Annotated in this window: 8 protein-coding genes, 1 pseudogene and 2 CRISPR repeat arrays (1 of these 11 cut by a window edge); all 9 genes and pseudogenes read right to left on the bottom strand. The window is 69.3% G+C overall.

The genetic code is table 11. The annotated features are described in order from the left end of the window. Positions 1–622: a CRISPR direct-repeat array (repeat unit 29 nt; unit sequence GGGACCATCCCCGCGGGTGCGGGGAGCAG) (it extends 750 nt beyond the left edge of the window). Between the two features lie 260 nt (positions 623–882). Beyond that, positions 883–1,245: a type I-E CRISPR-associated endoribonuclease Cas2e gene (gene cas2e, locus ACFYO5_RS36035; RefSeq protein WP_388717435.1), complete on the bottom strand. Its 363-nt coding sequence runs from the start codon at positions 1,243–1,245 to the stop codon at positions 883–885. Next, a pseudogene (gene cas1e / locus ACFYO5_RS36030) lies at positions 1,242–2,212 on the bottom strand (type I-E CRISPR-associated endonuclease Cas1e). Before cas1e ends, cas2e begins: the two are co-directional and overlap by 4 nt. Next, positions 2,209–2,997 carry a type I-E CRISPR-associated protein Cas6/Cse3/CasE gene (cas6e, locus tag ACFYO5_RS36025; protein ID WP_388717432.1) on the bottom strand — a complete coding sequence of 263 codons (789 nt, stop codon included), beginning with the start codon at positions 2,995–2,997 and terminating at the stop codon, positions 2,209–2,211. Before cas6e ends, cas1e begins: the two are co-directional and overlap by 4 nt. Further along, positions 2,997–3,728 (bottom strand): type I-E CRISPR-associated protein Cas5/CasD, encoded by a 732-nt coding sequence (gene cas5e / locus ACFYO5_RS36020; RefSeq protein WP_388717429.1) that lies wholly within the window; start codon positions 3,726–3,728, stop codon positions 2,997–2,999. Before cas5e ends, cas6e begins: the two co-directional genes overlap by 1 nt. Further along, on the bottom strand, positions 3,725–4,918 hold the full coding sequence (gene cas7e, locus ACFYO5_RS36015; RefSeq protein WP_388717426.1) for a type I-E CRISPR-associated protein Cas7/Cse4/CasC: 1,194 nt from the start codon (positions 4,916–4,918) through the stop codon (positions 3,725–3,727). The genes cas5e and cas7e overlap by 4 nt, the downstream gene beginning before the upstream one ends. Further along, the gene (casB, locus tag ACFYO5_RS36010; RefSeq protein ID WP_388717422.1) at positions 4,915–5,604 is read right to left on the bottom strand and encodes a type I-E CRISPR-associated protein Cse2/CasB; all 690 of its coding nucleotides are present in this window, start codon (positions 5,602–5,604) and stop codon (positions 4,915–4,917) included. The genes cas7e and casB overlap by 4 nt, the downstream gene beginning before the upstream one ends. After that, the gene (gene casA / locus ACFYO5_RS36005; protein ID WP_388717688.1) at positions 5,601–7,352 is read right to left on the bottom strand and encodes a type I-E CRISPR-associated protein Cse1/CasA; all 1,752 of its coding nucleotides are present in this window, start codon (positions 7,350–7,352) and stop codon (positions 5,601–5,603) included. Before casA ends, casB begins: the two co-directional genes overlap by 4 nt. A 605-nt stretch (positions 7,353–7,957) precedes the next feature. Then, complete coding sequence (gene cas3 / locus ACFYO5_RS36000; protein ID WP_388717419.1) at positions 7,958–10,882, bottom strand: CRISPR-associated helicase Cas3'; 2,925 nt, start codon at positions 10,880–10,882, stop codon at positions 7,958–7,960. 671 nt (positions 10,883–11,553) lie between these two features. After that, a CRISPR array of direct repeats spans positions 11,554–12,632; the repeat unit is 28 nt; unit sequence TGCTCCCCGCACCCGCGGGGATGGTCCC. Positions 12,633–13,138: 506 nt separating this feature from the next. Next, the gene (locus ACFYO5_RS35995; RefSeq protein ID WP_388717416.1) at positions 13,139–13,306 is read right to left on the bottom strand and encodes a hypothetical protein; all 168 of its coding nucleotides are present in this window, start codon (positions 13,304–13,306) and stop codon (positions 13,139–13,141) included. Positions 13,307–13,315: the final 9 nt, after the last annotated feature.

Here is a 13,315-nt window from a genome sequence, read left to right as displayed (position 1 = left end):
TGCGGGGAGCAGATCATCCCGCCCAGGCCCTGGCGGTTCACGTCGGGACCATCCCCGCGGGTGCGGGGAGCAGGCGGCGGACAGATATCGAGCCTGCACCTGGCCGGGACCATCCCCGCGGGTGCGGGGAGCAGAGGAAGATCATGGCGTTGGATCCCGGCACCCCGGGACCATCCCCGCGGGTGCGGGGAGCAGGTGGGCGGAAGTCGGTGATCTGTTCGGACGCAGGGACCATCCCCGCGGGTGCGGGGAGCAGACAGGAACGGCAAGGGAGACCGCCAGCCCGGCGGGACCATCCCCGCGGGTGCGGGGAGCAGGAAATCTTCGGCGTCGCCGGCCGCGGCAGCGCGGGACCATCCCCGCGGGTGCGGGGAGCAGTGGGTGCGGGGGACCGTGGGGGTGTGGCCATGGGGACCATCCCCGCGGGTGCGGGGAGCAGGGGGCCCTCAGCGGAGAGCAGCCGCATGTGGAGGGACCATCCCCGTGGGTGCGGGGAGCAGACCAGGCCGCCCAGGGAGGTTGCTTTGGGGTGGGGACCATCCCCGCGGGTGCGGGGAGCAGAGGGCTTCGGCCGGTTCGCGCACGCCTTCCCGGGGACCATCCCCGCGGGTGCGGGGTGCGGGGTGCGGGGTGCGGGGTGCGGGGTGCGGGGTGCGGGATGCGGGGAGCAGGGGTGCGGGGAGCAGCAGTCCATCGGTTCGTCGGGACCATCCCCGCGGGTGCGGGGAGCAGGGCCGAAGGGCTCTCAGATCCTCGCATGGACCGGGACCATCCCCGCGGGTGCGGGGAGCAGACTGCGCCACCAGGGGTTTTACGTCAGGCCGTGCAGGTTTTGGAGTACTTTCGTTGAAACCGGCATTGCTCCCAAATTGCCTTTGTTGCTCATCGGTCTCTTCCGAAGCGTCGGCGTTTCGCAGCCTTGCTCCATCCGGAGGGGGCGGGTGCGGTGAGGCTGGTGTCCGTGGATGGTTTCGGGACGGGACGGTGGATCAGGGTGACGCCTTCATGGTCGATGGGACGCCATGCGTGATCGTGAGTGCGGAAGGTGAAGCCCTGTTCGTTGTTGGTGGTGTGGGCCAGCAGGGCGCGTCCCTGGTTGGCATATTGACGGACTTCGTCCCAGAGGGCGTCGCGGATCCGCGCTGACGGGTTGCCGATGAATACGCCTGCCGATATTTCCAGCAGCCAGCGTGTCAGGAAGCCCCGCAGTCCCGGAGGGCAGTTGGTGAGGACGATGACGGTCACCAGCTCACCCGCTCATAGCCGTGCCTGTCGGCATCGTGGTTGAGGCCGGAAGGAACTTCGCGGCCGCCGTCGCTCTGGAGCGTTACCACGTCCTGATCACTGCCAGAGTCGAAGGAGTCGTCTCCTTCTCGCAGGAGCAGACGCTTGATGTCGTCGACGCAGCGGTGGAGCAGGCCGGTGTCATTGATGCGGTCCCGCAGGGCGCGGCGTGTCCGGGCGCCGACGTCTTCCTCGTCCTGAGCCGCAATGTCGAATGCCAGCGGGATGCCGATCTCGGTCTTGTAGAGGTCGGCTATGTCGAGCACGAAGGAGAGTTCGTGGCCGAGTGCACGAAGCCGAGTGCCGGACTGCACCCCAATGAGGCGACGACGGCGTGGGCTATTCCGTACATGCACTGGGCGGCTGCGGTGATGGCCTGGTTGACCGGGTCGCCACTGGTGAAGTCGCCGGGAACGTACTGGCGGCCGTGCCACGGGATGCCGGTACGGGCGGCTTGTGCCCGGTAGCAGGCTTTGACGCGGCGTCCTTCTCGGCCCAGGAGTTCGTGACGGTTCAGGCCGGCAGGGTCCTCGTCGGGAAATCGCATCCGGTACATCGCCCGGGCCACGGCGAGCCGGCTGCGCGTGTTGGCCCATTGCCGGGCCTGCGCTTCCATGAGCGCGGAGGAGCGGCTGAGCGCGCGGCCTGCGGCGTAGAAGCGCACGCCGTGTTCACCGACCCAGCACACGACCGCACCGGTCTCTGCCAGGACGCTCATTGCCTGGTGGGTGACGCGTGTACCGGGGCCGAGAAGGAGGGTGCCGATGGTCGCGGAGGGGATGTGGGTGGTGCCCTCCGCGTCCTGTGCCGTGATGGCGTTGGCGTCCCGGTGGACGGTGCACCGTTCCAGGTAGATGAAGCTGATGCGCTCGGAGGTGCGGGTGAGCTGCCGTGGGGTCAGAGCTGTGCGCTGGGAGACCGTGCTCACGGCGCCTGCTGCGGGGTAGGGGCGAGGGGTGCGAGGGTGATGAGGCCGCAGCCGTAGGCCTTCGCGCGGCCGATGCCGTGGCTGAGGGTACGGCGCAGGGCGTCGGGGTCGGTGACTTCGAGCCGGCCGTCGAAGGTCACGGTGACCAGGGTGACCGGCTTGCCCCGCCGGTTGCTGCCTTCGCTGCGGGACTTGTCGAAGGCGAGGTTGTGCTGTTGGCCGACGGACAGTTCGTAGCGGTCGCCGTGATGCTCGTGTTTGCCCTGATGAGTGGTACCGCTCGGCAGCAGACGCTGGTCCTCGGGCTTTTCCAGGATGCGGAAGCCGCAGGTGTCCTGGCGTTGCAGCAGCCACCCCATCTGGTGGACCGGCGTGAGGTGAGCGGTGATCTTGCGGGGTTCGCTGTCGTTGCGGCGGATCGTGTGCACGGGGTTGGCGGTCAGTCTGAAAGCCCAGCGGTCGCCTGCGGCCAACCTGTCCAGGAGGGGACCGTAGGGCTTGGTCTGCCAGCCGGGCGCCTGCGGGCTGGCCACGGCCGGCCAGCCGGCCTGCTCGACCAGGTGGGTCAGGTCAGGGCGGTCGGGGCTGACGACGTAGAGCAGCACCTCGGCACGTGCCTGGTGGTCCAAGCGCCACAGTACCCGCGGTCCGTCCGGGCTCGGTGTGTCGCTGGGCAACAAGCCGGGGAACGAAGACATGACCGCCGCGTGCATGGCCTGCGGCGACGACAACAGGCGGCGGGCACCGGGCCGCGCGGTGTTGACGCGGAAGCGGGAGAGGAACATCAGCTGCTCTCATCCTCCAGAGCATCGAAGGGATCGTGCCGCACCGCACTCGCCGCCGCAGCCCGCGGCTGAGGGACGGGCACCGTGGTGGTGACGACGGTGCGCAGGGCGTGGCGGCGGTGCGCGGCGGCGAAGCTGAGCGGCTGGTCGCGCAGGGAGTCGGCGGCACTGCGCTCGTCGGCTGCCGCCTCACGCAGCACGCTCAGCCCTTCCGGGCGCTGGTCGCGCAGCCTTCTGCGATACCAGGCGGATGCCTGCCAGGGCACGTTCTCCAGCACGGTTTCCAGCCGGGCGTTCTGGTGGAGGCCCAGCTCGAGGGGTGCGGCCGGCGGACAGGAACGCCGGCCCAGAAACGGCGGATACACCGGTGTCCGCACTGCGGCGTCCAGGCCGGCGAGCAGCTCGTGGTCGCCCTCGAGCGCGGCGACGAAGACGGCGTCCGCGAGGTAGAACCGCTCCGACAGCGGCATCGACTTGCCGGTGACGCCATGGTGGGCGGTCTGGAAGTCCCGTATCCGTGTGCCGGGCTGGTCGATCCGGACACCGAACCGCAGGGCGGCCAGCGGCACCAGGCGCGCGTCGTCGCCGCGCTGGATGCCGGCGGCGCCGGCAAGAAGTCCGATGACACCGCTCTTGGTGGGTGCGGACTCGGTGGTGCGGCGGGTGAAGCGGGACGAGGCACCCCAGGACTGCATGGGTCCGGCCAGGCGCAGGACGAGCACACTGCTCATGCCGGCTTGTCCAGCCGTTCGGTGACCGCCTGGCCGACGGCGGTAACGAGGTCGCCCAGGGCGCCGACTTCGGTGCCGACGCCTGCGAGCTTGAGGGTGTTGGGGCCGACCCGCAGTACCCAGGTGAGGGTGGAGTCCGCGTCGCCGTAGGCGCGTTCGATGTCGGGAATGTAGGCGGCGAGCCGGTCGCAGGCTTCGCGGACGTGGCCGCCCTGGTCTCCTCGGATGGGGTCCTCGAAGGCGGCGATGAAGCTGATCGGCCGGGTGGTGCGCAGCTTGACGACGACGGCGTCGGGCAGGGTGTGGTGCCCGAACGTGTTGATCTTCCCGGTGGGCAACGAGGCGACGAAGCTGTGCACGAACGCCTCAACGGCGCGGCGCACCGGCTCGGTGCGCGGCTCGTCCTCACGCAGGCCCTGGCCCAGATTGCCGGCAAGCTGATGCACGCCCAGGGCGGCGTACCGGTACAGGGTGGCCGAGTTGAAGTCGACGGTGCCGATCATGCTGGAGCCGGTCTCCTCGTCGGTGTTCTGGTCATCGACAGCGGTGTAGTAGTCCGACTCGATCTCCACCCGGTGCACGCTGATGGCGTGCGCGACCTGCACCGCCGCGTCTACGTTGTAGTCGGCGGCGTCAGCGACCATCCGGCCGAACAGAGCAATATCGACGGAATGCCGGCTGTCCGCGATCTCCTTGACCTGCTCCTTGTTCTTCTTCTCCTTCAAGAACGCCGCCATGTCGGCGGCGCCCTCAACGGCGAGGCGTGCCAGGCCGTCGAGCTGACGGGCACTGAGGAAGACCAGGTACTTCGCCTCCGGCGCCGCCACACCACCTGATTCCTTCGCCGCGTCGGCCTTGCGTTTGGGCACCTCGGTCTTCAGCCCGGCCGCCTTCACCATCTCGTCGGCAACCGCGAGCGCCGCCTCCTCGCCAAGAGACGGCTCAAGGGCGGTGATCCGTTCGGCGAGGACCTTCACGACCTTCTTGGTCCGCACACCCAGCTCGCTGGGCTCCAGGAGATGTTCGTCGCCGAAGTAGGTGCGCGTCGCCCGCTTCCATGCCTGGCTGGAGACCCGGGCCCGCGGTACACCCCCGTACAGGGCCGTTTTCGGTGCGCCTGTGTCGTCGCGGTTGATATTGCTGGGCGGGACGGTCTGCAGAGCGTGCACGTCCAGGAAGATGCGGGTCACGAGGCGTCCTTGTCACTGTCGGGAGTGCGGGCACGATCATCGGCACTGTCTCTGCTGTTGCCGGGCTGCGCGGCCGGCGGCTGCCAGGAGTGGAAGGAGCGGCCCCACTCCCGGCGGACCAGGTCGCCTCCGCCGGGCGCCTGCCACGCGTAGAGCTGCCCGGCGAGCAGCCCGTAGTCGAGCGGAACGTCCTGGCGGCGCAGCAACACGATCAGGTCGCGCAGCCGCTGGGACAGGCTCGTCAGGTCAGGCGCGGTGCCGGCGCGCACCAGCCGTTTCCGTACCGGTTCATCGATGTCGCTCGCCGGCATCAGACGCCGCACGGCCGCACCCAGCCCTGCCGGCCGCTGCGGGGAGTGCGGACGGTGCATGCGGACACCGCGGGATTGCTGATGCAGTGCCCACAGGGTGAGGGCGGTGTGCAGCGCATTCTCCGCACGCACCAACTCCGCCTCCGCCAGCGGCCGGACTTCATCGAGGCGGGCGTGCAGGGAACCGGTGTCGACCAGCGTCCACAGGTCCGGAAGCGCCCCAGGCTCGCGGCCGGCACCGCGGCGCAGCCGGGCGAGTACGGCAACATCGCGGGGACGGTCCTTGAGGTACCCCTCCTGCCACCCGGTGATCTGCGCCGTAGCAAGATCGCCGACTCTCGAGCGGACAGTCGGCGGGGCGGAGACAGTGGTCATGCGGGCACCTCCGAGTCGGTCACAGAGGAATCTGCCGGGACGGGGCCGGCCGCCAGGTCCCGGCCGGCCGACGCATCCGGCCTGTCCGAAGGGAGCGGGCCGGTTCCGCCGGCAGAGCCGTCGCCGGGTTGCCCACCCATACCGTGGGGATCACCGAGCGCTTTGGACAGCCGCACACGGAACCACCGCTCGGCCAGGCCGGCATTCAGCCACTGCGCGCCCTTCTTGCCGGCAACGGTCCGCCCCTGCCACGCAGCATCACCGGCCTGCGAGACGAGGCGGTCACCGATCCGGCTGACGATCCGGTGCACCCGCTGCTGCCAGGCACGGCGTTCCTCGAACGGGTCGCCGGCATCCGCAAGGGCGGCCAGCCATGTCCGGTAGGGGTTCTCCAGCTCGGCGAAACCCAGGTCACGGGCTGCCGACCGCCGCCCGTCCCCCTCTGCGCCGGCCGCACGAGCCAGGTCAGTGGCAAGATCACCCAGTGCCCGCACGGCAAGGTCGGCATCCTCAGCCGCCCCGATCGCCTGCCGGGCACAGACGCGGTCCTGCCGGTGCAGCAGCACCACCGGCATCGCGACATGGTCGTCGACGACCTCATCGATCACCGACTGCTGCGTGCCATACCGGGCGCCGACGACCCGCGCCCTGATGAGAAAGCCCCGCGGCAGCTCACCCTCGGTGACCAGGCGGGCCACCCACTCCAGCACACCGGGCCGCAGATACGGGGCAGCCTCCCCGCCCGCCATGCCCTCGGCACGGTCAGCGATGAGCGAGGCGACCCCCCGCCAGGCGGACCGTGCCGGGTCATGCTCCCGGGGTAGATAGACCGGCGACTGACGCAGCTTCTTCTCCTGCGTTAGGCTGCGCCGCCACGCGGTCATCGGCTCGCGCCGGTGCATGTTCCGGGAGGCGAGCGGGTCACCGTAGCCCAGGACGACACCGGTGACGCCCTCCCCGTCGTGGTGGAGTCGCAGCCGACGCGTCTGCCACGTGTACAAATCCCGCACCCCCGTGGGGGTGCGCTCGCGGCCGCCAGGAGGACTCGGCTCACGCCGCCAGGCCGGCCGGTCACTCGAAGTCCACTCCAGGGCGTCGGTGTCGGCGGCCACCAAATTCAGCAGCAGCGTCTCCCGCAGCGTGTCACCCTCGGCGATCACTCCGCCCAGGGCCCCGGCCCAGCCGGTGCCCAGTGGATACACCTTGCCGCCCTTTACCCGGTCATCACCGACCGCACCGGACTTGATCCCGGAGGTGTCATAGGCGTGGGCATGCACGACCCAGCGGGCCGCCTCGGCGAAGCTGAGCCGCTCCACAGTGGGCATACGAGCAGTGAAGAAAGGCTCCCCGTTGGGCACATCGGCCACGATCCGGGCCAGAGAGAACACCTCGTCCTTCGCCGTTCGCAGCCCCGCCGTCTGGAAGAACGGCGTGACGGAGTGCAGCAGATCGAACCGCTCACGGTGGGCATCCAAATACGCGCCGACACCGGCGAAGCAGTCGGAATCCGCCCACAGCTCGCCCCACCGGTCGATGTCCTTAGGACCGTCCAGCATGTCGTGGGCGATGGCCAGGAGCAGCCGCACCAGGGCGAACTCCTGTGTGGGCAGATCCCCCACAACCCGCCGCACCTCGCCGGCCTGGGCAAATACCTGACGCAGCGACAACTCCGCCTCCGTACCGTCCAGCCTGAGTACTCCGATCCATGGTCGGCTCGTCAGGTCAAAGGACAGGGCTTCGGTGCTCATCGGCGGTTCGGTCACGCATCATCTCCAACCTTGACAAGGTGCAAACAGGGCAGCTCGTTGCGGTCGTGCCGCCCGACCTCACTCACGTATGTGCGGTTCGCTAGCACCACCAACAGGCCTGCGACCATGGATGTTTGACACTGCTCGATGACTGCCTCCACAGTATCGGCCTAAGCGAGCAACGATTCAAGGGGAGTTGAAAACGTCAGTGTTCGTGTGGATGCGGTGGGTCATCGTGATCGTCGGAGTCGTCGGTACCTTTTGGCTAGCTCTCTTACTGGGCCAGTGGCTGCCCTTCGGGGACCCTGACGACGATGCAGTGAGATGGGGGGTCGCAACGGCGCTGGCCAGTACAATTTCTGCGGTGGCCGGACGGCCCATGGTGCGATGGGCGGAGAGCAAGCCCGGTCCGGCGGGGAACGCGTGAGCCTCATGGTTTTGCATCAGCTGGCCGTCTAAACTTGCGTACCGGGTTGGCGTAGCCCCGCCTGGGCCCGATGGCACCCACGTCGCTCCCCATCCGCATGGGGTTGGTCCCGATTCCAGGGGCGTACCGCATTGCTCCCCGCGTCAGCAGGGATAACGGAACGTGGGATGCCATCGACTCAGTCACGGGTCACCTCCAGGCCGTCGGCGTGGCTGTAGTGGAGCGAGAATCCTGCCAGCCGGGTCTGACAATCCTCATCGAGCGCAAGAATCAACTGGTCGGAAAGCCACGGGCTGTCCTTGCCCTGCCAAGCCGGCACATACAGCTGCTCCAGCTCGGCAATGGCACGGTCCATGGTCTCGGCGTAGGAGAACTGCATCGGCAGCCGCAGCCCGCAACTCGCCGCCGTACGCGCCGCGAACCGCGTGGGCCTCTGGTCCTGCGGCAGGTCGAGCCCTCCGCGCTGCCGGCCCTTCGTATCCACGCCCAGCCACGGCAGCGTGGCCAGGCTGCCGTCGGAGCGCCGCTGCACGACGACGACCTCCAGGCTTTCCCGGCTGTCGCGGACCTGCGCCCGCCCGGTCCGGGTGTCGTCCGTATCCCCCACACCGGCTGCCACCCACCCGATCAGTGGCCGCCCCGGCTGCCCGACCTTCCCGAGACGGAACACCGCCGCCCGATCGGCCTGGCCGGCCCGGAACCGGTCGAACCGCGCCCGCGCCTCCTCCAGCGCCTCCTCCAGCGCCTCCGCCCAAGCCGGCGGCCCGGCCGGCGCGTCCGCGTACGCGCCCTGCACCAGCGGGCTGATGTCGGCAGGCAGCCGAACCGGGCGCTTCGCCCCGCCGTCGAGGTGGGGCAGCAGCACGGCCGCCGACCGCAGCAGCGCGTACGCTCCGTACACCGCGACCGACCCCCGCACCGGAACCGGCACCTGCGCCTCCCAGTCCACACCGGTCACCAGGCACTGCGCCTGCCGCAGCCGCCCGGGCCGTTCCCCCTGGTTCTCACCGCGCTGGTGGCGGTGCAGCCGGCCCATCCGCTGCAGCAGCAGGTCCACCGGGCACAAGTCACTGACCAGCAGGTCGAAGTCGACGTCCAGAGACTGCTCGGCCACCTGACTGGCCACCACAATGTGCCCGCCGGCAGGCCGGCCACTCGCCTTGCCGGGCGGACCGAACCGCCGGAGAAGATCACTGTCCTTGGCGGCCCGGTCGACATCGACGAAACACGAGTGCGTCACCGTCACCGCCTCGTCCCCGAACCGATCCCGCAGCACCCGCGCCGTGTCCAGCACCCGCCTGACCGTGTTGCGTACGACAAGAGCACACCCTCCGTCCGCCAGCTCCACAGCCAACCGGCCGACGAGGACATCCAGGCCGTCGGGCAGCCGCTCCACCCGGACCTCCCCAGCCCGGGCCGACGCCCGCGGGCACCGCACCACCGGCACACCGCCCGGAACCACCGCCGTCAGCAACGGATACACCCCGTCCGCCTGCACCACCCCGTCCTCCGGGACGGCGACCCCCGAGTACGCCGCGACCATCTCACCGCGGCGCACGGCAGGCAGCGTCGCGGACAGAACAATGACCGGAACACCGTAGGCACCCAACCAGGCCAGCACCCGGTCCATATAGACGCTCATGTAGGCGTCATAAGCGTGCGCCTCATCGATCACGACAACCTTGCCCGCCACCGCCAGATGACGCAGCGCCAGATGCCGACTCTTCAGCCCGGCAAACAACAGCTGATCGACAGTGCCGGCCACGAACGACGCCAGCATCGCCTTCTTACGGCCCCGCAACCACGAATGCGCCACCAGCTCACCCGCCGAAACCCGCCACTCCTTCCCCGCATGCGCCACCGGAACCACAGCATCCACATCAACAGCCGCGACCCGCCCACCTCCAGCCAGCAGGCCCGCAAAGTCCTCGTTCAAAGCAGCCTTCGAATGCGCCAGATGCACCGAACGCCGAGACTCACCGTCGCCCGGCAGCCGCTTCAGCCACTCCAGCAACCGCGGCCACATCGCATTGCCCGTCGCCATCGTCGGCAACGCGAAAAACACCCCGCCCGCACCCGAACGCCCAGCGAAAATCTCCGCCACCGCAAGCGCGGCCTCAGTCTTACCCTCCCCCATCGGAGCCTCAATGACCATCAGCCCCGGCATATCCATCTCACGCGCCAGCTCCACAGCCGCTTCCTGCACCGGACGCACCTTCGCCCCCACCGGAAGCCCGAACCGGGACGCGAACAACTCCTGCACATCCCCGACCGGTTCCTCCGCCCGCCACGGCGCCGGCAGATCCAGACCCCGCCACGCCGCCGCCAACCGTTCCTCACCCGTACGGTCAGCGCCCTCGGGGAAGTACGGGAAAAGCTCCGGATTACTGGCGATCCAGTCGGCCACGATGACCACCGCACTCAGCAGCACCTGCACCGGCTGCGGCAACATCACCGACCCCCACGACGAGAGCCTTTCCCGGACGCAGAACTCCTCAGCACACCCATCCAGCAACTCCGTCTGCACCCGCCGCCACACATCAGCGCTGCGGCCCGGCGTACGCAACAACTCCTCACGGTCATACAACGCCTTGATCTGACCGCTCTCCGGCGGCACCCCATGATGCCCACCGACAGCAACCGTGAACTGCCCGCACTGTTTCGCCCCCCAGCCGCACCGCTCCCCCAGCCACTCACCGAGCAGCACCTGACCAGCCAGCCCATGCGGCGCCAGCCGCCTATCCGCCCCCATCGCCGAACGAGAACGCATCTCCAAGCCAAGCCGCCGCATCACATCAGCGAGAGAGTCGACCTGACAGGAAAAGGCCGGCGTCGCCTTCCCGATGTCATGCACACCCGCCAGCCACACCACCAGCTTGCGCCCATCCACCTCACCACCCGGCAACGCCGCAGCAATCAGCCTCCGCACACCGTCGGGCAGCCACTCGTCCCACAACAGGCCGGCGACAGCAGCACTGTCCTCCGTATGCCGCCACAACGGCAGCCAACCGTCACTGCCACGATCATGCTTTGCCCACACCGCCCGCGCCGGCGACCGAAGCCGCGACAGCAGGCCAGAAAAGGACGTCCCCCCGCTCGTCATGCGATATGCCTACACGCAGGACACCGTCCACACGACCTGATTCACGAAAGTGGAGCTGATCTTCGAGATCATGATGAAACGGCGACCTGCCAGCATGCCCCAAGGCATACGCTGATCAATCGCCTGCGACAGCTGGTCCCCGCACGCGAAGAAATGATCCCTGGACGGTGGTGACCAGCCGGTACTCCCCGCGCCTGCGGGGATGGCCCCAGGTCCAATACCACAGCTCGCTCTGGATGTCGACTCTCCGCACGCGCGGAGAATGGCCTCCTGCGGTACGGCGGAGCCGCCCGCCCGACCAACTGCTCCCCGGACGCGCGGGGATGGTCCCTGGAACGGCGCCCGGGGCGAGACCTCGGCGGTCTGGACTGCTCCCCGCACGCGTGGATGGTCCCAACTTTCCGCAGGCATTGAGGGCGGGCTGGCTCTGCCTCCCGTACGCGCAGGGATGGTGCGCCGGCCGCGCCGACGATTGCCGTAACGGACTGCTCCCCGCACGGGCGCGTAAAGAAAATCCCGGCACCACCGGCCGGGCGATGGCGGCCAGGTTGCTCCCCGTTGTCCGATGTTCCCTGGCGTCGACTATTTGAGAGCTTTTGAGTGGTATGCCGGAGTCGGTGAAAGTGCTGAGAAACGAGCCCCGCCAAGGGGAAACTTGCAGGTGGCGAAGTCTGCTCCCCGCACCCGCGGGGATGGTCCCGACCCCGACGACCCGTCCATGAACGAGCCCGGTTGCTCCCCGCACCCGCGGGGATGGTCCCGAGATGTCCTGAAGGAGATAGCCAATGCCCAACTGCTCCCCGCACCCGCGGGGATGGTCCCAACGACACGTCGATCGAGGGTTACGGCGGCCGCTGCTCCCCGCACCCGCGGGGATGGTCCCGACTGTGGAGACGCCGTCCCACGGGACCGCGGCTGCTCCCCGCACCCGCGGGGATGGTCCCTCCGCGCCCAGGGCGGCGGCACCCTCCACCTCCTGCTCCCCACACCCGCGGGGATGGTCCCCAAGACGAACGCCGAGCCGACGGCCGCTACATCTGCTCCCCGCACCCGCGGGGATGGTCCCGTCACCGTCGACATGCACCACATGCCGCTCCACTGCTCCCCGCACCCGCGGGGATGGTCCCCGCTCGCCAAAGGGCGGAGAGAAGAAAAAGGACTGCTCCCCGCACCCGCGGGGATGGTCCCCAGTACGCCATCCGCTACGCGGAGAGCGTGGGCTGCTCCCCGCACCCGCGGGGATGGTCCCACCCCAAGTTGTTCGTCTACATCGGCGACCCCCTGCTCCCCGCACCCGCGGGGATGGTCCCTCGGCCGCCTCAGGACACGCCTGTCGGCGGTCCTGCTCCCCGCACCCGCGGGGATGGTCCCGCGGGCTCGTGGACGACGATCACGGTGCGGATCTACTCCCCGCACCCGCGGGGATGGTCCCGTCCTGACCGCCGTCCTCGAACAGCACGGCGACTGCTCCCCGCACCCGCGGGGATGGTCCCTGACGTCGCAGGCCGACGGAGGCACTCCCGGCCTGCTCCCCGCACCCGCGGGGATGGTCCCGTCCCGGCGGCGTTCCGCGCCGCGCAGACTCCGAGTCTGCTGATCTGCTCCCCGCACCCGCGGGGATGGTTCCGCCGCCCGTACGGCGGTCGGCTGCAACCGCGACTGCTCCCCGCACCCGCGGGGATGGTCCCGACGTCGGCTACCCGGGCGGCACCCGGTACACGCTGCTCCCCGCACGCGCGGGATGGACCCCGTGTGCTAACAGATGCGAAGCACCCGACCGGACTGCTCCGCGCGCCCGCGTGGATCGTTGGGCGCAGGCCCTCACATGGCTCGCCAAGGCAAGCTACTCCGATGGTGCCTGCAGCCACCTGGTCGTCGCCGTGGCGCCATCTTGGGTGACATGGATCGTCCCGCAGGTCCACGGCCACGGTTACACCGGAGTCCATGTCGAACCAGATCAGCTCCGGCAGGAACGCGGTCCGCGGCACAGCCGTGACGGCCGGCAACCAGTCCGACGTCAGTGCTTTGCGATTGAGGAGGGAGCGGCCCATCGCGGCCCGCCCCTCCTCCGCCACTCCGCTGAGTGTCATGTCAGGCGCAGACCTTCGGTCCGCCGTCGGGCGACGGCGGGACGGGCGGGCGGGCGGGGCCACGGCTGCCCAGGCACACCGTCTCCGTCGCCGTCCCCGCCGCCTGCCATCCGGATCAGATCTGCCTTCGTGAGTTCATCGTGCCGCGCCTGCGTAGGCGCGGGGTCTACTTCGGAAAAGCCAGCTCGTACAGAGCCCGGCTGTCCGGGCAGTAGTCGCGGTGGGTGCAGCGAGCACACACCCCGATGTGGATGTTGTAGACGCGCTTGGCCTCACGGCGCAGGCAATGGCGGCAGCTGCTCGGCTCCCACCGCAGCAGCTCTCCGTTGACCACGCTGACTCT

The sequence above is a fragment of the Streptomyces sp. NPDC006259 genome (genome assembly GCF_042870975.1).
In the GTDB taxonomy this organism is placed as follows: domain Bacteria; phylum Actinomycetota; class Actinomycetes; order Streptomycetales; family Streptomycetaceae; genus Streptomyces.
This window is presented reverse-complemented; position numbering and strand designations above follow the sequence as displayed.

Bases quoted from the DNA above. Each gene is read 5' to 3' on its own strand.
- cas6e (WP_388717432.1), bottom strand. From the start codon at position 2,997: ATGTTCCTCTCCCGCTTCCGCGTCAACACCGCGCGGCCCGGTGCCCGC.
- cas5e (WP_388717429.1), bottom strand. From the start codon at position 3,728: ATGAGCAGTGTGCTCGTCCTGCGCCTGGCCGGACCCATGCAGTCCTGG.
- casB (WP_388717422.1), bottom strand. From the start codon at position 5,604: ATGACCACTGTCTCCGCCCCGCCGACTGTCCGCTCGAGAGTCGGCGAT.
- casA (WP_388717688.1), bottom strand. From the start codon at position 7,352: ATGAGCACCGAAGCCCTGTCCTTTGACCTGACGAGCCGACCATGGATC.
- cas3 (WP_388717419.1), bottom strand. From the start codon at position 10,882: ATGACGAGCGGGGGGACGTCCTTTTCTGGCCTGCTGTCGCGGCTTCGG.